Raw genomic sequence first — 19,261 nt, forward strand, 5'->3', positions numbered from 1 at the left:
GGTGAAGAGGCTGGCAACGCGAGTGCGCGAATCGTGCAAGAGCGCCGCCGCAGCGAAGAAAGACGAAGATTTTAACACCGGGTGAGGGCGGCCAAAGCGCTGCCGCCCATCGCGGGCCTATTCGCGCACCAGCACCACGAGCTTCAGATCCTCGCGATGCGCGGGCTTGAACGTGATCTGGTCATAAACGATGCGCCCGTCGCGCGGATGGTTGAACTCGCGCCTGCCGCCTTCGCGCCCGCCGACGTCCTGGGAGGCCCAGTAGCGTGCGAACTCGTCGCTCGCGGCCGACAGCGAATCGATCAGCCCACGTGTGGGCGCATCGTTGAGATGGCGGATCGAGTCGGCGCGGAATTCGGCGGCGAGCCGCCGCGCGCGCGTTTCCCAATCGACGATCAACGCGCGCGCGGCCGGCTCGGTGAACGTGTAGCGCAGCAGGTTGCGGTCGTGCGCGCCATCGAGCCAGCCGACGAACAGATCGGCCGCGCGCTCGTTCCACGCAAGCGCATTCCACTGCCGGTCGAGCACGTAGGCGGGCGTGTCGATCAGCTGCACGGTTTGCAGCAGCGTGGCGGGCGCATCGGCGGCGGCCGGGTCGGGCTCGGCCGGATCGCGTTGCGCGGCCAGCTCGAACAGATACGCGCGCTCGGCGCGCGACAGCTGCAACGCGACCGCGATGCGCGCGAGCGCATCGGCGGAAGCGGACACTGGCCGGCCCTGCTCGATCCACGTGTACCAGGTCGGACTCACGCCGCACAGCTGCGCGACTTCCTCGCGCCGCAGACCGGGCGTGCGGCGACGCGGCCCCGGCGGCAGCCCGACCGCCTGCGGCGACAGCCGCTCGCGATGGGCGCGGATGAAGTCGCCGAGCGCGCGGGCCGGGGTGGCGTCGAGCGGCGGCGGGTGATCGGCGGAGGACGGCGTCGTCATGCTATCGGCTGCGCGTGGAGGGGTAACGTGGAGGGGGTAATAGAGATACCAGAATAATTGTCGAACTTGTACTGGTACATGGCGGGCTCTATTGTAGCGGCTGGATTCGCGCAATGAGAAAAGCCGGGTGTGACCTGCGTCGGTCACACCCGGCTTTTTGTCCGCCAATGCGGCAACCTCAACCGGTATTGCGCAACCCCGCCGCGATCCCGTTGATGCTCAAATGAATGCCGCGCCGCACGCGCGCATTCGTGTCGCCCGCGCGATAGCGTTTGAGCAGTTCGACCTGCAGGTGATTGAGCGGATCGAGGTACGGGAAGCGATTCTTGATCGAGCGCGCGAGCAGCGGATTCTCGGCGAGCCGCTCGCTCTTGCCGGTGATCTCCGACAACACCTTCGACGTGCGCTCCCACTCGGCGACGATGCGCTCGAACACATGCTTGCGCAGCTTCTTGTCGGTCACGAGCGCGGCATAACGCGACGCGACCGCGAGGTCGGTCTTCGCGATGACCATGTCCATGTTCGACATCAGGTTCGAAAAGAACGGCCAGCTCTTGTGCATCTTCTGCAGCAGCGCGAGACGGCGCGCGCGTTCGGCGTCGGACGGCGCGCTGTCGAGGTGCTCGGCGACCGCGCTGCCGAAGCCGTACCAGCCGGTCAGCAGCAGCCGGCATTGACCCCACGAGAAGCCCCACGGAATCGCGCGCAGATCCTCGATCTTGCGTTGCTTCGGATCCTGCAGCTTGCGCGACGCGGGGCGGCTGCCGATGTTCAGCTCGGCGATCTCCGCGATCGGCGTCGACTCGAAGAAATACTCCTTGAAGCCCGGCGTTTCGTAGACGAGCGCGCGATACGCGGCCATCGCCGTATCGGACAGCTGCTGCATCGTTTCCTCGTACACCGGCAACTCGGCCAACGTGTGGTCGTGCGGCAGCAGCGACGCTTCGAGCGTCGCGGCCACGACGGTTTCCAGATTGCGCCGGCCGATTTCCGGATTTGCGAACTTGCTCGCGATCACTTCGCCCTGCTCGGTCAAACGGATCTGACCGTCGACGGTGCCCGGCGGCTGCGACAGGATCGCCTGGTAGGTCGGGCCGCCGCCGCGCCCGACGGTGCCGCCGCGCCCATGGAACAGACGCAGCGTCACGCCGCGTTCGTTGAACAGCGACACGAGCGCAAGCTCCGCGCGATACAGCTCCCAGTTCGACGTCAGGAAGCCGCCGTCCTTGTTGCTGTCCGAGTAGCCGAGCATCACTTCCTGCTCGTTGCCCTGATGTTCGATCAGCGCGCTAATGCCCGGCAGCGCGATCAGATCGCGCATGATGTGCGGCGCGTTGCGCAGGTCGGGGATCGTCTCGAACAGCGGGATCACCATCAGGCCGGCGCGCGCGGGGTCGTGCTCGTCGCCGAGGCGTCCGCGCAACAGGCCGGTTTCCTTCTGCAGCAGCATCACCTCGACCAGATCGGTAACGGTCTCCGTGTGCGAAATGATGTAGTTGCGCACCGCGCGCGCGCCGAACTTCTCGCGCGTCATGCGCGCTTCCTCGAGCACCGCGAGTTCGCTTTTCACGAGCTCGGAGTAGTCGGCGGAGGGCACGCGCAGCGCGCGCGGCTGCGCGAGCTCGGCGAGCAGCACGGTCAGCTTGTCGGCTTCCGGCAACGCCGCGTAATCGTCCTCGACACCGGCGCGCTTGAGCAGCTCGGCGATCACCGCTTCGTGGATATCGGAGCTTTGCCGCAGATCGATGCTCGCGAGATGGAAGCCGAACACTTCGGCCGCGCGCGCGAGCGGCGCGAGACGCGGCGCGGCGAGCGGCGCGCCGTGATGCTCGGCGAGCGAATCCATCAGCACGTGGAGGTCGCGCACGAAGTCGGCGGCGTCGTCGTAGGGGATCGCGCGGACCGGCGCGACGCCGCGGCCGGCGCTGCGCAGCGGCACGCTGCCTTCGCCGAGGCGCACGCGCGCGCTTGCCGCGAGCCGCGTGTAGATGCCGATCAGCGCACGACGATACGGCTCGTCGGTGCGATGCGGCGAATGGTCGGGCGAGATGGCCGCGAGCTCATTCAGCGCATCGCTCGCGCCGACCAGCACATTCGACATCGATAGCTCCTCGCCGAGCTTGTGCACCTGCTCCAGGTAGTGCTCGAAGATCACCGCGGCCTGACGCGTGATCGCATTTTCGAGCGTTTCGGCGGTGACGTTCGGATTGCCGTCGCGATCGCCGCCGATCCAGCTGCCCATCTGGAAGAACGGCGGCAGGCGCGCTTCGAGGCCATGCTCCTTCAGCGCCTCCTCGATGTCGGCGTACAGCGCCGGCAGTTCTTCGAGGAAGGTGCTGCGGTAGTACGACAGCGCGTTTTCGATTTCGTCGGCGACCGTCAGACGCGAGTCGCGCAGCATGCGCGTTTGCCACAGCGACGTGACGCGCGCGCGCAGCATCGCTTCGTTGTGCGCGCGCTCGCGGTTCGTCAGCGGCTGGTCGCGCTCGGCGAGCAGACGCGCGATGTCGTGCTGCGCGTCGAGAATGCTCTTGCGCTGCACTTCGGTCGGGTGCGCGGTCAGCACCGGCATGATCAGCGCGTCGTCGAAAAACCGCTGCAGCACCGGTGTCGCGGCGGCACCAGCCGCGGCGAGCCGCTCGAGCGCATGGGCGATCGTGCCCGGCTGCGAGGCCGAGCCCGCGAGCGCGTGAATTCGGTGACGGCGGTTGCGGTGACGGTCCTCGGCGATGTTCGCGAGATGCGAAAAGTAGCTGAACGCGCGCACGACGCTGACGGTCTGCTCGGGCGTCAGCGTGCGCAGCTTCTTGTCGAGAGTCTGCGCGGCGGCGCTGTCGTCCTCGCGACGGAAACGCACTGCCGTCTGCCGGATCGTCTCGACGATGTCGAACACCGCCTCGCCTTCCTGCTCGCGCAGCACGTCGCCGAGCAGACGCCCGAGATAGCGGATGTCCTGGAACAGCGGGTGGTCCTTGTCCTCGCGCGTGCGGCCGCCGCTCTTCGCGGTGGTCGCGGCGGCGGACTCAGCCGGCGGCAGGTCCTTCGGTTTCGACGGTTTCGCGGCGCGCGGGGGTGTTGCGTCGCCATCGACCTTGGCCTTGGCCGGCTTGCGCGCGGTGGCCGACGTCGCGGCCTGTTCAGCCTTGCTGGCCTTGTCGGCTTTCGACGCCTTTTGCGCCTTGTCCTGCTTGACGGGCACCGAGGTCTGCGCGGCCTTCGGGGCTTTGGTGGCGCGAGCGGCGAGGGCGCGGCGCCTGGCGCGCTGGTCGGCGCGCGTGTCGCCATGTTGACCAACGCTCGACGATATGGCGTGCGCGGCAACGTCGGACAGGGCGTCAGGCGCCGCGGCGTCGGCCGGGCGAGCGGTGGGCGAGGCAGTGTTGCGGCGGGCGGGGCGCGCCGATCCGGAAGACGTCACGATGAGTTTCCTCGGGGAAGCCAGGGTCTGTTGATTGATGAACTGCGACTGCGGAACTGCCACCAGCAAGTGCAACGTGAACTGCGTGCAACAGGGACTACGCAACGGACTACAAGACGGACTGCTAGTGCAACTGCAACGTAGACTTGAAACGGCGACTGTACACGGCGATTGCTCGACCCACTGGAAGCGGGGCCCGCGCGTGCCGCACCGCGTACGCGGAACGACACGAGCGCTGCCGAATCGCGCGACGCCGACGAGGGAGAGAGGAGCCACGGGCTGCCAGCCCGCGCTGGGACCGAACACGCGGCAGACATTGCCTCAGCATGTTCGCCGCATTGCATCATCCCGCATGCCGCCGCGCAGTGCGCGAACGACCGTACGTGACAACGCGCAATGGGGGCCTTCGCGCATGGCGCGAAGCCCGTCTCCTCCGTCGATGCCGCTTGCGCACGGCGCTTCGCCGTGCCTTGGAACCAAAGGGCGCGAACGAGGGCGCGTGCTAACATTGATTGTTATTCCATCCCGACATCCAGCAGCAAGCTAATGAACACCGAGACGTTTTCCACGCCACCCCACACGCTTGTGATTGCGTCGCGAGAGAGCCGCCTTGCCATGTGGCAAGCCGAGCATGTGCGATGTGCGCTGCACAAATTATATCCATCTTGTGACGTAAAAATCCTCGGAATGACGACACGCGGTGATCAGATGCTCGATCGCACGCTGTCGAAGGTGGGTGGCAAGGGGCTCTTCGTGAAGGAGCTCGAAGCCGCGCTCGCCGATGGCCGCGCCGACCTCGCGGTGCATTCGCTGAAAGACGTGCCGATGGAGTTGCCCGCCGGTTTCGCGCTGTCCACCATCATGGAGCGCGAGGACCCGCGCGACGCGTTCGTATCCAATCAGTACGACTCGCTCGCCGCGCTGCCGGCCGGTGCCGTGGTCGGCACCTCGAGTCTGCGGCGTGAGGCGATGCTGCGCATGCGCTATGCGCATCTCGACGTGCGGCCGTTGCGCGGCAATCTCGATACCCGACTCGCCAAGCTCGATCGCGGCGATTACGCGGCGATCATTCTGGCCGCGGCCGGGCTGAAGCGGCTGGGTCTCGCCGATCGCATCCGCGCGCTGCTCGATCCCGAGGACAGTCTGCCCGCGGCGGGCCAGGGCGCGCTCGGCATCGAGATTCGCGCCGATCGCGCGGACCTCGCCGCATGGCTCGCGCCGCTGCATCATCCGCACACGGCGGCGGCCGTCGAAGCGGAGCGCATGGTATCGCGCGCGCTCGGCGGCAGCTGCGAGGTGCCGCTCGCGGCCTACGCAACCTGGGGCGATGGCGCGCTGCATCTGCGCGGCATCGTCGCGACGCCGGACGGCCAGCGCGTGCTGAGCGCGCAGGCGTCGGCGCCGGCGCCCACCGTCGAGCGCGCGCTCGCGCTCGGCGAGGAAGTGGCGCACTCGCTCGTGCAGCAGGGCGCCCTCGACATCGTCCGCGCGCTCAGTACGGCGAGCGGTCCCGCGGCCGCGCCCAGCGCGGCGGCCAGCGAGTGATGGCCGCCGTCTCGCCCGAGAAGGCGCCCTTCACGGTCGTGATCACGCGGCCGGCCGGCCAGTCGAGCGAACTCGTCGAACAGCTCGAAGCAGCCGGACTCGCGTCGCTCGACTTCCCGCTGATCGACATCGCGCCCGTCATCGACGACGCGCCGTTGTGCGCCGCGCTCGCGTCGCTCGAACGCTACGCGCTCGTCGTGTTCGTGTCGCCGAACGCAGTCGATCACGCGTTCGCGCGCCATAACGATATCTGGCCGCATGCGCTGCCGATCGGCGTGGTCGGCCCGGGCAGCGTGCAAGCGCTCGCGCGCCACGGCGTCAGCGCGCCCGAGCATCGCGTGATCAGCCCCGCGGCGGGCGCCGACGACGAATCGACGAGCTTCGACTCCGAGAGCCTGTTTGCCGCGCTCGAGGCGCAACTCGGTGCCGCGGGCCTCGAAGGCAAGCGCGTGCTGATCGTGCGCGGCGACGGCGGCCGCGAATGGCTGAGCGAGCGCCTGCGTGAAGCCGGCGCCGAAGTCGACGCGGTGGCCGCTTACCGGCGCATCGTGCCGGAGCCGTCGATCGGCGCATGGGCGCGCGTGCACGAACTGCTCGCGGGCACGCCGCACGCATGGCTTCTGACCAGCTCCGAAGGCGTACGCAATCTGCACGAACTCGCGCACGAGCATCTGACCGCCGGCGAGATCGAGCAGCTCAAACACGCGCCGCTCGTCACGCCGCATCCGCGCATCGCGCAGACCGCGCGGGCATTGGGTTTTGATAGGATTACGGTGTCCGGCGCGGGCGACGAGCGCATAGTCCGAGCCCTCGTTGCCGCGGCCGCCGTGCCTCCCGTCGTCCAACCGGTATCGTCCAACCCGGCTCAACCACGCATGACTGAAACGAACGCATCCACGAACGCCTCACCTCAGCCGCCCGCAAGCGCCGCCTTGCCGCCGAACCCACCCTTCACGCCGTACGAAGCGCAAAAGCGCCGCAGCACGAGCGGACCGCTGCTGTGGTTGGTCATCGTGGTCATCGCGTGCGCGGCGGGCGTGGGCGGCTTCGCGATGAACCGCAAGCTGGTGCGCACCGAGCAGGAACTCGCGCAGCGTCAGCAGGCCAACGACACCCAGACCAACGAGCTGCGCATCAAGATCGACCAGGCGCTCGCCACCGTGCATCAATCGGACTCGCAGGTCGCGCAGCTCGAAGGCAAGCTCGCCGATGCGCAGGCCGCGCAGCAGGCGCTGCAACAGCAATACGCGGATCTCGCGCGCAATCGCGACGACTGGACGCTCGCCGAAGTCGGGCAGATGTTGTCAGCGGCGAGCCAGCAGTTGCAGCTGACCGGCAATACGCAGCTCGCGCTGTTCGCGTTGCAAAGCGCCGATACGCGCCTCGCGGCGTCGGACAGTCCGCAGGCGGTCGCGGTGCGCAAGGCGATCGCGCAGGACATCGACAAGCTGAAGGCCGCGCCGTCCACCGATCTGACCGGCCTCGCGATCAAGCTCGACAACGCGATCGATCACGTGAACGGCCTGCCGCTGTCGGGTGAAGCACCGATTCCGCGTGCCACGCCGCATGCGGCCACGTGGGCCGACACCGCGAAGGTGGCCGCGGCCACCGGCAAGCCGCGCTGGGAAGTGTGGATCGACGAGGTCACGCACGGCATCGGCGAACAGCTGACGAGTCTCGTGCAGGTGCGCCGTATCGACAACGCCGACGCGATGCTGGTCACGCCGGATCAAGGCTACTTCGTGCGCGAGAACCTGAAGCTGCGTCTGCTGTCGGCGCGTCTCGCGCTGCTGTCGCGCAACCAGACCACGCTGAAGTCCGACCTGCAGGCGGCGCAGTCCGCGTTGACGCGCTACTTCGACGCGTCGTCGAAAGACACGCAGACGGTCATCGATCTGGTCAAGCAGGTGGACGCCGATTCGGCCGCGGTCGAGCTGCCGAACCTCGATACGAGCCTGCAGGCCGTCAATCAATACCGGAACCGGGGTTAATCATGGCGATCCGGGGACTCCTGTGGCTCGCGGCGCTGTTCGCCGTCGCGGTCGTGCTCGCGGTGGGCGGGCGCTTCGACGCTGGGCAAGTGCTGCTGATCTATCCGCCGTACCGCGTCGACATGTCGCTGAACCTGTTCGTCGTCGGGCTGGTGGTGCTGTTCGTCCTGCTCTATGCGCTGTTGCGCATCATCCGCAATATCTGGCGCATGCCGCAGCGCGTCGCCGCGTACCGCGCGCGCGCGCGTGTCGCGAAGGCGCACGCGGCGTTGCGCGATGCGATCGGCAACCTGTACGCGGGGCGTTTCTCGCGCGCGGAAAAGGCCGCCAAGGACGCGCTCACGAATGGCGACAACAAGGGCGCGGCCGGTTTGATCGCGGCGACCGCCGCGCATCGCATGCATGAGTACGCGCGGCGCGACGAATGGCTCGCGCAGATCGACGAAGCCGACTGGCAGGACGCGCGCCTGATGGCCACCGCCGACATGCGCGCCGACGGCCGCGACGCCGACGGCGCGCTCAATGCGCTGACCGAGATGCAATCGCAGGGCGCGCGGCGCATTCATGCGCAGCAAATCATGCTGCGTGCGCAGCAGCAACTCAAGAACTGGGGCGAAGTGCTGAAGCTCGTGAAGACGCTGGAGAAGCGCGAGGCGATCCATCCGGCGGTCGCGGTGCGGCTGCGTCAACTGGCGGCGGAAAATCTGCTGCGCGATCGTCGCCACAATGCGGACGCGCTGCTCGAACTGTGGAACTCGCTGTCGGCGACCGAGCGTCATTCGCCGCGCCTCGCCGACACCGCCGCCGAACTGCTGGTCGCGCTGAACCGTCCGCAGGAGGCGCGCAAGATCGTCGAGGAGGCGCTCGCGCAGAACTGGGATGCGCGCCTGTTGCGCCGCTATCCGGACACGGCCGGCGGCGACGCGTTGCCGCTGATCCAGAAGGCCGAGGCGTGGCAGAAGGATCGGCCGGAAGACGCGGACCTGATGTTCGCGCTGGGGCGCCTGTGCCTGCATCAGCAGTTGTGGGGCAAGGCGCAGTCGTTCCTCGAACGCGCGCTGAAGCTTGCCGACAACGAGACGCTGAAGATCCGCTCGCATCGCGCGCTCGCGCGTCTGCACGAGCAGCTGGGCGATACCGACAAGGCGAGCCAGCACTATCGCGAGAGTGCGTTGGCGATGAACGTGACGTGAGTTCGGCGTTTTCGGCCATGCGCTGAAGCGCGCAAGCCTCGGAAACCGCTACCTGATGGCCGCAGCCCCGCGCTGCGGCCATTTGTTTTTCCGGCGGCCGGCGTTCCGGCTTCCGGCGGCCGGCGTCCCGGCGGCCGGGCGTGCGCTGGACTCGCGCGCAATTCGCAGATCCCCAGCTCGAATCGTCGGGACTGCGCTTTGCTTCACCACCTCACTTGATGCGCAACCTCGGAGGTGTTCAAAGTGGCCAGCGACGCTGTGACGGTGCAAACCGAGACCCGCAGCGGCAACGTCGAGCGCAAGGGCGTCGTCGTCATTACAGGGGCAAGTGCCGGCGTGGGGCGCGCGAGCGCGTCCGAATTTGCGCGGCAGGGCTACGACGTTGGGCTCATCGCGCGCGAGCCGCGACGGCTCGCTCGTGCCGCCGAGGAGATCGCCGCGACCTATGGCGTGCGCGCACTCGCCATTGCGGCCGATGTCGCCGATGCCGACGCGATCGAGCGCGCGGCGCAGCGCGTGAAGCGCGAGTGGGGCGGCATCGACGTCTGGGTCAACGTCGCGATGGCGACCGCGTTTGCGCCGGTGTCGGCGCTCAGCGCGCGCGATGTCGAACGCGGCACGCAGGTGACCTATCTGGGGCAGGTCAACGGCATGCTGGCGGCGCTCCCCGTGATGCGCGCGTGCGGGCACGGGACGATCGTCAATGTCGGCTCGGCGCTCGGGTACCGGTCGGTGCCGTTGCAGGCGATCTATTGCGGCGCGAAGTTTGCCGTGCGCGGCTTCACCGATTCGTTGCGTTCCGAGTTGCTGCACGACGGAGTCGATATCCATCTGACGATGGTCGATCTGCCCGCGGTCAATACGCCGCAATTCGACTGGGCGCTCAATCGCACGGGGCGCAGGGCGCGGCCGGTGGCGCCGGTGTTTCAGCCGGAAGTGGCGGCACGGGCGATCTACTTTGCGGCCACCCATCGACGGCGGCAGGTGTGGGTCGGGTGGTCGACGGTCAAGGCGATCCTCGCGAACCGGATCGCGCCGACGCTGCTCGACCGCTATCTCGCGCGGGCGGGTTACGACGGGCAATTGACCGATGAACCGTTGCCCGCCGATGCGCCCGCGAATCTCTACGAGCCGGTGCCGGGCCACTACGCTTCGCATGGTCGCTTCGATGATGAAGCGCATGCGTACTGCTGGCAGATGTTCACCGATCGGCATCGCAATGCGGTGTACGGCGCGGCAGTGATGGCGCTGGCGGGGGGCGTCGCGTGGCTGCTGAGGCGCGAGCGGCCCTGATGCGCGGCCGGTGGGCCTCATCCCTGTCGCCGACGGAATGTCTGGACTATCCTTCGAATGACGGTACCGCCCACAAACCGTGGTGCGGCGTCCTCGACTACGAACATTCCAAAAATGGAAGCGGACAGGCCAGTTCCTCACAAAGAACAGACTGCTGTAAGCAGGGCGCGCCGCTGGATGCGCTGGCTGCCGGGACTGACGGTGCTCAAGACGTACCGGCTGAGCTGGTTGCCGAACGATCTGACGGCGGGACTGGTGCTGACCACGATGCTGGTGCCGGTTGGGATCGCTTACGCGGAGGCATCCGGCGTCCCTGGCGTGTACGGCCTCTACGCGACGATCGTTCCGCTATTGGCGTATGCGCTGTTCGGTCCGAGCCGGATTCTCGTGCTCGGTCCCGACTCCGCGCTCGCCGCTCCGATTCTGGCGGTCGTGGTGCAAATCGCTGCGGGCGACCCGTCGCGCGCGATTGCGGTGGCCAGCATGATGGCGATCGTGTCCGGCCTGTTCTGTATCGTGATGGGCTTGCTGCGGCTGGGATTCATCACTGAATTGTTGTCGAAACCCATTCGATACGGCTATATGAACGGCATTGCGCTCGCCGTGCTGATCAGTCAGCTGCCCAAACTGTTTGCCATCTCAATCGAAGAGCGCGGGCCATTGCGGGACATCGTGAGCCTCGTGCAGGCCATCGCCGATGGCAAATCCAACTGGTATAGCTTCGCGGTGGGCGCTGGAAGCCTCGTGCTGATCCTGTTTCTCAAGCGCTTCGAAAAGCTGCCGGGCATCCTGATCGCCGTGATCGTTGCGACGTTGTGCGTAACCGTATTGCACCTCGATAGCATTGGTGTGAAAGTGCTCGGCAAGATTCCTCAAGGCCTGCCGACCTTTGCGCTGCCGTGGGTCACCGATGCCGATCTGGTCAAGATACTGCTCGGCGGCTGCGCGGTCGCGCTGATCTCGTTCGCGGATACCAGCGTGCTGTCGCGAACGTTCGCGGCACGTTTTCGCAGCCGCGTCGACCCCAATCAGGAGATGGTCGGGCTCGGCGCGGCCAATCTTGCGGCCGGCCTGTTCCACGGCTTCCCGATCAGCAGCAGTTCGTCGCGCACGCCGGTCGCCGAGGCGGCGGGTGCGAAGACGCAACTGACGGGCGTCGTCGGCGCGCTGGCGGTCGCGGCGCTGCTGATGGCCGCGCCCAATCTGATGCGCTACCTGCCCAACAGTGCGCTCGCCGCGGTCGTCATCGCGGCGGCGATCGGTCTGTTCGAGATCACGGACCTGAAGCGGATTTTCCGCATCCAGCAATGGGAGTTCTGGCTGTCGATGGCCTGCTTTGCCGGCGTCGCGGTGTTCGGTGCGATTCCCGGCATCTGCTTCGCGGTGGTGATCGCGGTCATCGAATTTCTGTGGGACGGCTGGCGACCGCACTACGCGGTGCTGGGAAGCGTTGAAGGTTTGCGCGGCTATCACGACTTGCAGCGCTACCCGCATGCCCAGCGAATCCCCGGACTCGTGCTGTTTCGCTGGGATGCACCGCTGTTCTTTGCGAATGCCGAGCAGTTTCAGGAGCGCCTGCTGGAAGCCGTCGCCGAATCGCCGGCACCGGTGCGGCGTGTGGTGGTGGCGGCCGAACCGGTGACGAGCGTGGACGTCACCTCCGCCGACATGCTGCGGGAACTGACGCGCACGCTCGACGAGCGCGGGATTGCGCTGCACTTTGCAGAGATGAAGGATCCGGTTCGCGACAAGCTCAGACGCTTCGAGTTGACCGATCTGATTGGCGATGCGTGCTTTCATCCGACGGTGAGCAGTGCGGTTGATAGCTATGTCGAGGGGGTTGGGAAGGAATAGTATTTGAACCTGGACCTGGAGCTGGATCACCGGAGAGCCGGCATGCGCCTGCCGTCCGCTTCTAAAACGCCTGCGAAAACGGTTTGGGACCGCGCCAGTTCACGTCCGCGGCATACCGTGATCCTGTGTTTCGCCGTGGTATTCGTTGTCACGTTGATTCTTGCTGTACACCAATATTTTCTCGTGCGTGCCCGGGAGCTCGATAACCGTTCGCATCAGCTCGAGATTCAGGCCAGGGTTCTCGATGTCGCGATCCGCAATAACAGGCAGCACTTGCAGTTTCTTCGCGAGAGTGCCGAGCGGCTCCTTGCGGACCGGACAGCACAGCTCGATCGAACACCGGATGCCTCACTCCAGGCGGTACTGCGGGCGCAGGACGAGCGCGTCTGGACTCTTCAAGTCCGCGATATCGACGCCCCCATTCGGGGTATCGGCACACAGCAGCTCGCGGTGACTCCTGGTTTGCACCGTGACGAGCCCACATTTGTCGAGGACCTGCGGCTCGCCCAAATGATGAGCCGGCTGTTTGCCGTGCAATTCCAGATGGGCACGGGTCTCGAACGCGCGGTATATGTCTCGCCGACCGGTATCGTGGTCGCTCACCCAACCATTGACGACGACGAGGTAGTCCGGCTGTTGCAAATGTACGGCAGCTCGCGCCTGTTACAGCTGGCCAACCAGAACCCGCTCGACTATGACGTCACGTTCGATCCGGTTCGCGGGCGCAAGAACCCGGCAGGACCTCGCCTGCTGTTTGGGACAGCGGTGATGAGTAACGACGTGGTTCGCGGCCTCATATTCTTTGTGGTCCCGCAACGCATCGTTCAGGACTATCTGTGGAACAACACCACAGCGGATGAAACTCACGCTCTGATAGACCCGAGCGGGATGCCAATTGCAACGAGCGGAAGTACTTTCTCGGTCAATGATGAGAATTGGCTGAAGACTCTGCCGGCGCAGTGGAACACGCTCTCTGCTTCCACGTTGTTTCGGACACCCAGCGGAACGTTGAGTGCGGGACAGGACTTCCTGCTCTTCAGAAAGCTGGATACGGCGGATCTCGTATTGACCGATTACGTATCCGCTGCGACCGTATTCTTCTCGGTCGTTCGCTTGAGCAGCGCGCTGTTTGCCGGGGTGTGGATACTGATGGCATTGCTTCTCTGGGCCACTCTTTTTGTCGTCGACCAGCTTCTTTCCACGCAGATGGCACTCAACGGGCGGCTGCGGGAATTGTCGCTCGCGGACCCCCTGACCGGTCTCGCGAACCGCCGCCGTTTGAATGAGGAATTCGACGCACTTTCACGGCGCAACGACGAGCGCCGCATCGCGCTGCTGATGATCGATGTCGACCATTTCAAGGTGGTCAACGACAACTGGGGGCACGCTGGCGGAGACGAGGCCCTGAAGCACCTGACCAACGTGGTCAGGATTGCCGTGCGCCCGGGGGATCTGATGGCACGTCTGGGTGGCGAGGAGTTCTGTGTGCTGCTGCCCGATACGACCGCGGACGACGCGGCCCGAATTGCGGAGCGCGTGCGCGAGGCCGTCGCCCGCAACGCCTGCGTCCTTCAGGAGACGCAATTAGCCCGCACCGCGCCGGGCCGTGAGATATGGTTCACGATATCGATCGGGGTGGCGGAGAGTGTCTCGGATAACTGCTTTGACCTCGAGGGATTGATTGCGATCGCGGACCAGCGACTGTACGCCGCGAAGGCGAGTGGGCGAAACAGGGTGGTGGCAAGCGAGTCCATGCAAAGCTGAAAATGCGGATGTCGTCTCTGTACATGCGGCGCTTTGCCACCTGCTGTTCACGACGGGCTCTATTCACGGTGTTGCCGTTTCAATGCGGAATAGTCACGACTGAGGCGAACGTCCATCAGGACCGGCGTTTTGGGTTCGTCCGGAGCTGGATTCTTTGGGCCGGGGTCGCCGAAAGCAAATTCGACATCCACCGGAAATCGGCTCGTTGACAGATTCGAAGCACGATAGCGATAGTGATGCAGACGAATCTGTGGAGGCACGGTTCCCATATCATTGCCGGGCCGCCGCTCGCCGTTGCCGTCGATCCAGTAGCCGATATCGACCTGGAGGAGATCTTCCAGCGTCGAGCGGTTGATGTCCGTCAATAGTGGATTGAAGCGGATCGTGAAGCGCCTCGCGACCTGCTTGATTTTCGTGCGGTCGGCCGAGGGGTCGAGCGGATCGGGTACCACAACTACGATGATTTGCGTGTCCGGCAACACCGGATTCACGAAGGAATACTCCGTAACGCCTACCACGCCGCGATCTCGTCGCGCCGCAAGAATGCTGCCGAATATCGTATGCGCGGGATCGAAGGGCTGGTCGTCCCGCAGGATCGCCATCGCCGTGGCCAATATCCTGAAGGCCATGTCGCGCTGGGCATCGGTCACAGTCGGTCTCATCTCAGCTCCTGGCCCCGACGGTCCTGAGGGCGTCGGCGTACTGAGCCGTGCATGTATCGGGGTTGAGAACGAGAGGATCACCAGGATTGCGCCAGTAGGCCTGAACCACTTCCGCGCGCCGTGGCGCTTTGCCACCTGCTGTTCAAGACGGGCTCTAATCACGGTGTTGCCGTTTCAATGCGGAATAGCCACGCTTGAGGAGAACGTCCATCAGGACCGGCGTTTTGGGTTCGTCCGGCGCCGGATCGTTCGGGTCGGGGTCGCCGAAAGCCAATTCGACATCCACCGGAAATCGGCTCGTCGGCAGATTCGAAGCACGATAACGATAGCCATGCAGCCGAATCTGCGGTGGCGTCGTTCCCATATCGTTGCCGGGCCACCGCTCGCCGTTGCCGTCGACCCAGTAGCCGATATCGACATGGAGGAGATCTTCCAGCGTCGAGCGGCTAATGTCTGTCAATAGTGGATTGAAACGGATCGTGAAGTGCGTCGCGACTCGCTTGACTTTCGTGCGGTCGGCGGAGGGGTCGAGCGGATCGGGTATCACAAATACGATGATGTCCGTCCGCGGGAAAGCCGGATTCACGAAGGAATACTCGGTACCACCAACTTTACCGCGCAGGGGATCAGCCGCAAGAATGCGGCCGAATATCGTATGTGCGGGATCGAAGGGCTGGTCGTCCCGCAGGATCGCCATTGCCGTGGTCAATATCCTGAAGGCCATGTCGCGCTGGGCGTCGGTCACAGTCGGTCTCATCTCAGTTCCTGGCCCCGACGGTCCTGAGAGCGTCGGTGTACTGAGCCGTGCATGTACCGGGATTGCGAACGAGAGGATCACCAGGATTGCGCCAGTAGGCCTGAACCACTTCCGCGCAGGCGTAGGCATCTTCTTCATGAAGTTGGCTCCTATAGCCGGTTTCGAATTGCGCCATTTTTTGTGCTGTTTCAGCAGAGACGTTCAGCAGTTCACATACCTTCCTTTCAGCACTCGGGAGATCTCGCCTGACGTACTCCCAACCCCGTTTGTCCTGCATGTAGGAAATCAGCCAGTAGTAGTGGAATACAAGCATCCTGTGCAGACCGATGTGAACGCGATGATCGTCGGGTAGCGGCGAATTTCTAGCCACTTCATAGGCTTCGCTCAGCATCGTCGACCGATACAACGTCTGGATATTCGGCAGGTCCCTATAGTCGTCTGGAAAGTGCTGAAGCAAAGAAAACATCCAGAAGTACTGCTGGCAGTGGCGACACTCGTGATACAGCGTGTCGGCAAATGCGCTGAGACGGTTGTCCAGCGAGGGCCGCTGGTCTCTGAGTTCGACGATGTGCGCGATCTCGCTCTCGTTGACGGCGATAAGCCAGTACTTCCCGATGAATGCGGCGCTGACATCGTGTCGCAGGTTAAACTCCGTTGCCCGCAGTGGATTGACAATCACAACCTGTGGCATGCAACCGTTATTTTCGGGGCTAGCGGCATAGCCTCGTGGCAATCCAAAGGGCCCGGCACCAAGCGCGATTTCCAATTGCGGCGTGACCGCGTTTTGAATGGTCTTTATCGAATCGGAAGTCAACGGCCACGTCACCCCGGCCCAATCGATTCCCTGCAACGCCGTCTTGATCGCAGCCGTATAAGCCTTGGTCACCGGATATTCAACATCCTTGCGCATCGACATACCGGCCGGCGCATCAGCCTCGGTCGCACCGTTGATGAAGTGATAAAAGCGCAGACCGAAGTTCATCGGATCGCATGAAACGAATTCCGGCGGCTTGTCTTCCGTCGTCGCGCTTTGATCGGGAGAGGCCACGGCCTTTCCCGCGACCCTGGCGGTGCGCTTCTCGGCGTTGGGCACTGCGCCCGCAAACGGCTCGTTCGTCTCCCTGATCACCGCGCCTCTGCTCACCGCAATAACCTTGTCCGGTTCACTCGCGGCGAACAGTTCAACCGTCGCGAATGCAAGAAGATTGCTCGTGACGAGACTCGTTTCTCCAAGCGCATTGGTCACGCCCTGAATCACCTGACCATCGTCGAGCGTGATCCGGTACGGCTGGTTCGGCAGTGCAAAGCCCGTATCGTGTTCGATCAGAACGTGATGCGCGGCCAGCTTGCCCGGCTTTCCGGGCGTGACCGGCACACTGACAGGCCGCGCCGCTGGCCTGTCGGTTTGATGACCACGCGCATGGACCCGATGCTCTCCATCCGTATAGACCCTGTACCCTTCCGAATTGATGACCACCTTCGTGCTTCCCGCATGGAGCACGATCTCTTTGCTGGCCATCAGATGGATCGAATCGGTTCTACTGATGATGCTGACGACCCGCTGCGCGATGACCTCGACATCATCGCTCTGCGCGTCGATTCGCACCTTGCCTGACGCGGCCTTGAGCCTGATGCCGAGATTCTGCGTGAACACCCGCACGCCGTTGATTGCCGACGCCAGCAGCGATTTCGCCGCCGCCATGCTGACGTGTCCGCCCGCTGTGAGCGCGATGTGTTCGATACTCGCCACGTGCGTGCTTTGCGCTGCGGTGAGACCGACCCCCGCCGCGCTGGCCAGCACCATGTCGGGTGCGCTCAGTTGCGGGAAGGGAAGGTCCGCACGCGCCGCGACGCCGCGTATCCCCTCGTTCTGCGCCTTGATGGCCCGCGATACGTCGCTTTGACTGGTCTGTTGCTCCTGTGCCTCATACTGCCGCGCGAGACCCGCGAGGTTCTCGTGGATATCGCGCGCCTGCGTGAGGCGCGCCACGGTCTCGCCGAGATCCTTTGCCGGCGCGGTCGCGCCGCGACGCGCCTCCGTGGTGATCAGCATGCCTCTATTGGCGCGCGCGACACCCCAGGCGTCGGTGGCCAGTTCCCAGCCTTCACCGCGCGCCTGCTGTCGGCCGGCCTCGCGCACGACCTGCGTGTTGTAGCCCAGCACGAGGCGCGAGCGTGCGTGATCGCTGGCGAGTTGTGCCTGGAGTTGGCCCGGCGTGTCATCCAGTACGACGTGATTGGTCTGGCCGTCGCAGCCACCTTTGAGCTCACTGCTCAAGACGCCTGAAAGTGCCTGGTTATCCGGTAGTTTCCAGGGCGGCTGGTTCCAGCCATTGATCATCCGGCCCGATACGTACGGCTTGTCCGGGTCCTCTTCGTGGTAGCTGACCATGACCTCCTGACCGACACGCGGCGGATAGATCGCGCCGAAGCCATTGCCTTGCCACGGCGACGACACGCGCACCCAGCAACTGGCGCTCTCGTTTTTCGGGCCACGCCGGTCCCACACGAAACGCACCTTGGCGCGCGCGTATCCATCGACCCAGATCGGCTGATGCTCGGGCCCAACCACGATCGCCGTTTCCGCCGCGCAGCGCGGCTTTTTCTTCGGGCGGTTTCTGAAGAATGTATTGGCAGGCTGAAGCACGAAGCTGGTCACGCACCGGCGCAACGCGTCGTTCGTGTCGTTACCGGACGGCTGTGTGTTCTGCGGCGCGTTGCGAATGTCGAGTGTGGTCGATACCGCCAGGTACTCGGCGTTGATGTCGCATTGCGGATGGTTGTCGAGCCAGAATGTTTTCCCGGTTGTCAGGCCGCGCAGATTCCCTCGGCCCTTCAGACGTAGCCGGTGGCAGCGCATTGCGTCGACGCGCACGTTCGCGAGGTGTTCAGCTTCATTGCGGAAGTTGTTTCGCCTACCCGACAATCCCATCTCGCCGGCGAGCGGTTGCGAGTAGTCGCCCCAGCCGTGTTGCTCGATGTTGTCGAAGGCCCGTTCGCTGAAGCTCTCATACTCGCCCTCGAAGTGCATGCCGGGGCGCGTGTAGTCGTAGTCGATCAGACTGACCTTGCCCGTCGTGATCTGACGCGAGACCTCGAGCCTGTGAATGTGTTCTTCGTCGACGTGCCGGCTGTCAGGCGCGTGATAGCGGATAGTGTCGTAGCCGTTGTCGTGCTGTTTGTGCGAGCCGGGCGAATCGCACAGTACCAGCGTCATTCCGTCGAACAGATAGTAGATTCCCCATTCTCTCCAGATCCGCGTGAGGAATTCGAAATCGGATTCCCACATCTGCCGGACATGGTCCCGCTTTGGGTAGCCTTCGCACAGACCGGTCGCGCCCAACTCCATCACGACCGGAAAGTGATAACGCTCCTTGAGTATCCGGTCGGTGATGTCCACCACGCTCGCGTCCTGAAAGATCCTGCTTTCGCGGTTCTTCGTGGCCAGCCACAGCCAGGGCCGCACGACGAAGCGGTAATGGGCGCGCCGGTCGTCGGTGCCGGTCTGTTTCATGCCTGTGACGAGGCCCGAAATCATGCGGCGGCCCGCGCCCGCGTGTGCCACGTCACCGGGTTCCAACTCCTGTTGACCGAACAATCCGTTCCCGTCGAACGCGATCGAAATGTCGATGACTTTGCCAATCAGGTTGTCGGGTACGACCAGTTCCTGTGCTTGCCACAATCCGAGCGTCGGACTTTCGATCGTCGCCACATCGAGCGTGTATCGATAGAGCTTGCCCAGGGATTCGGTGCCGCGCAGGCGGAGCGGAGCCAGCAAAGGCTCATTGCCCCACGTGGGTAGTGCGTCACTGGAAAGACCTAGCGTGCGGTCCTGTGCGGGTTCGACCATGCGT

The 19,261-nt window shown here is 64.7% G+C and carries 11 protein-coding genes; 6 read left to right on the top strand and 5 right to left on the bottom strand.

The features are described from left to right. Positions 1–117: 117 nt before the first annotated feature. On the bottom strand, positions 118–930 hold the full coding sequence (locus OKW40_RS20875; RefSeq protein WP_429407085.1) for a helix-turn-helix transcriptional regulator: 813 nt from the start codon (positions 928–930) through the stop codon (positions 118–120). Positions 931–1,108: 178 nt separating this feature from the next. Then, entirely contained in the window at positions 1,109–4,348 is a 3,240-nt protein-coding gene (ppc, locus tag OKW40_RS20880; RefSeq protein ID WP_429491307.1) for a phosphoenolpyruvate carboxylase, read from the bottom strand. Positions 4,349–4,894: 546 nt separating this feature from the next. On the opposite strand from ppc, the gene hemC reads away from it, so the two are divergent. The 6 genes from hemC to OKW40_RS20910 all read left to right on the top strand — a co-directional run bounded on the left by hemC (position 4,895) and on the right by OKW40_RS20910 (position 13,988). Continuing rightward, positions 4,895–5,893: a hydroxymethylbilane synthase gene (hemC, locus tag OKW40_RS20885; protein ID WP_429491309.1), complete on the top strand. Its 999-nt coding sequence runs from the start codon at positions 4,895–4,897 to the stop codon at positions 5,891–5,893. Next, entirely contained in the window at positions 5,893–7,884 is a 1,992-nt protein-coding gene (hemDX, locus tag OKW40_RS20890) for a fused uroporphyrinogen-III synthase HemD/membrane protein HemX (protein ID WP_429491311.1), read from the top strand. The genes hemC and hemDX overlap by 1 nt, the downstream gene beginning before the upstream one ends. A 2-nt stretch (positions 7,885–7,886) precedes the next feature. Continuing rightward, positions 7,887–9,077: a heme biosynthesis HemY N-terminal domain-containing protein gene (locus OKW40_RS20895; protein ID WP_184059569.1), complete on the top strand. Its 1,191-nt coding sequence runs from the start codon at positions 7,887–7,889 to the stop codon at positions 9,075–9,077. Between the two features lie 243 nt (positions 9,078–9,320). Then, a complete protein-coding gene (locus OKW40_RS20900) occupies positions 9,321–10,370 on the top strand; it encodes an SDR family oxidoreductase (RefSeq protein ID WP_429491313.1) in 1,050 nt (349 codons plus the stop codon). Between the two features lie 114 nt (positions 10,371–10,484). Continuing rightward, positions 10,485–12,224, top strand: coding sequence for a SulP family inorganic anion transporter (locus tag OKW40_RS20905; RefSeq protein ID WP_429356782.1), 1,740 nt, complete (start codon positions 10,485–10,487; stop codon positions 12,222–12,224). A gap of 3 nt (positions 12,225–12,227) precedes the next feature. Continuing rightward, positions 12,228–13,988 (top strand): diguanylate cyclase, encoded by a 1,761-nt coding sequence (locus OKW40_RS20910; RefSeq protein WP_429491316.1) that lies wholly within the window; start codon positions 12,228–12,230, stop codon positions 13,986–13,988. A 59-nt stretch (positions 13,989–14,047) separates the two neighbouring features. Here the strand turns inward: OKW40_RS20910 and OKW40_RS20915 are convergent, their stop codons facing one another. The 3 genes from OKW40_RS20915 to OKW40_RS20925 all read right to left on the bottom strand — a co-directional run bounded on the left by OKW40_RS20915 (position 14,048) and on the right by OKW40_RS20925 (position 19,257). Then, a complete protein-coding gene (locus OKW40_RS20915) occupies positions 14,048–14,650 on the bottom strand; it encodes a hypothetical protein (RefSeq protein ID WP_429491318.1) in 603 nt (200 codons plus the stop codon). Positions 14,651–14,804: 154 nt separating this feature from the next. After that, the gene (locus OKW40_RS20920) at positions 14,805–15,407 is read right to left on the bottom strand and encodes a hypothetical protein (protein ID WP_429491319.1); all 603 of its coding nucleotides are present in this window, start codon (positions 15,405–15,407) and stop codon (positions 14,805–14,807) included. 1 nt (position 15,408) lies between these two features. Continuing rightward, positions 15,409–19,257 (bottom strand): type VI secretion system Vgr family protein, encoded by a 3,849-nt coding sequence (locus tag OKW40_RS20925; protein ID WP_429491321.1) that lies wholly within the window; start codon positions 19,255–19,257, stop codon positions 15,409–15,411. Positions 19,258–19,261: the final 4 nt, after the last annotated feature.

This window comes from Paraburkholderia sp. RAU6.4a, assembly GCF_050435625.1.
GTDB lineage: Bacteria > Pseudomonadota > Gammaproteobacteria > Burkholderiales > Burkholderiaceae > Paraburkholderia > Paraburkholderia tuberum.

Coding starts and splice junctions, on each gene's coding strand:
- hemC (WP_429491309.1), top strand. CDS start 4,895: ATGAACACCGAGACGTTTTCCACGCCACCCCACACGCTTGTGATTGCG.
- hemDX (WP_429491311.1), top strand. CDS start 5,893: ATGGCCGCCGTCTCGCCCGAGAAGGCGCCCTTCACGGTCGTGATCACG.
- OKW40_RS20915 (WP_429491318.1), bottom strand. CDS start 14,650: ATGAGACCGACTGTGACCGATGCCCAGCGCGACATGGCCTTCAGGATA.
- OKW40_RS20905 (WP_429356782.1), top strand. CDS start 10,485: ATGGAAGCGGACAGGCCAGTTCCTCACAAAGAACAGACTGCTGTAAGC.
- OKW40_RS20920 (WP_429491319.1), bottom strand. CDS start 15,407: ATGAGACCGACTGTGACCGACGCCCAGCGCGACATGGCCTTCAGGATA.
- OKW40_RS20925 (WP_429491321.1), bottom strand. CDS start 19,257: ATGGTCGAACCCGCACAGGACCGCACGCTAGGTCTTTCCAGTGACGCA.
- OKW40_RS20895 (WP_184059569.1), top strand. CDS start 7,887: ATGGCGATCCGGGGACTCCTGTGGCTCGCGGCGCTGTTCGCCGTCGCG.
- OKW40_RS20875 (WP_429407085.1), bottom strand. CDS start 930: ATGACGACGCCGTCCTCCGCCGATCACCCGCCGCCGCTCGACGCCACC.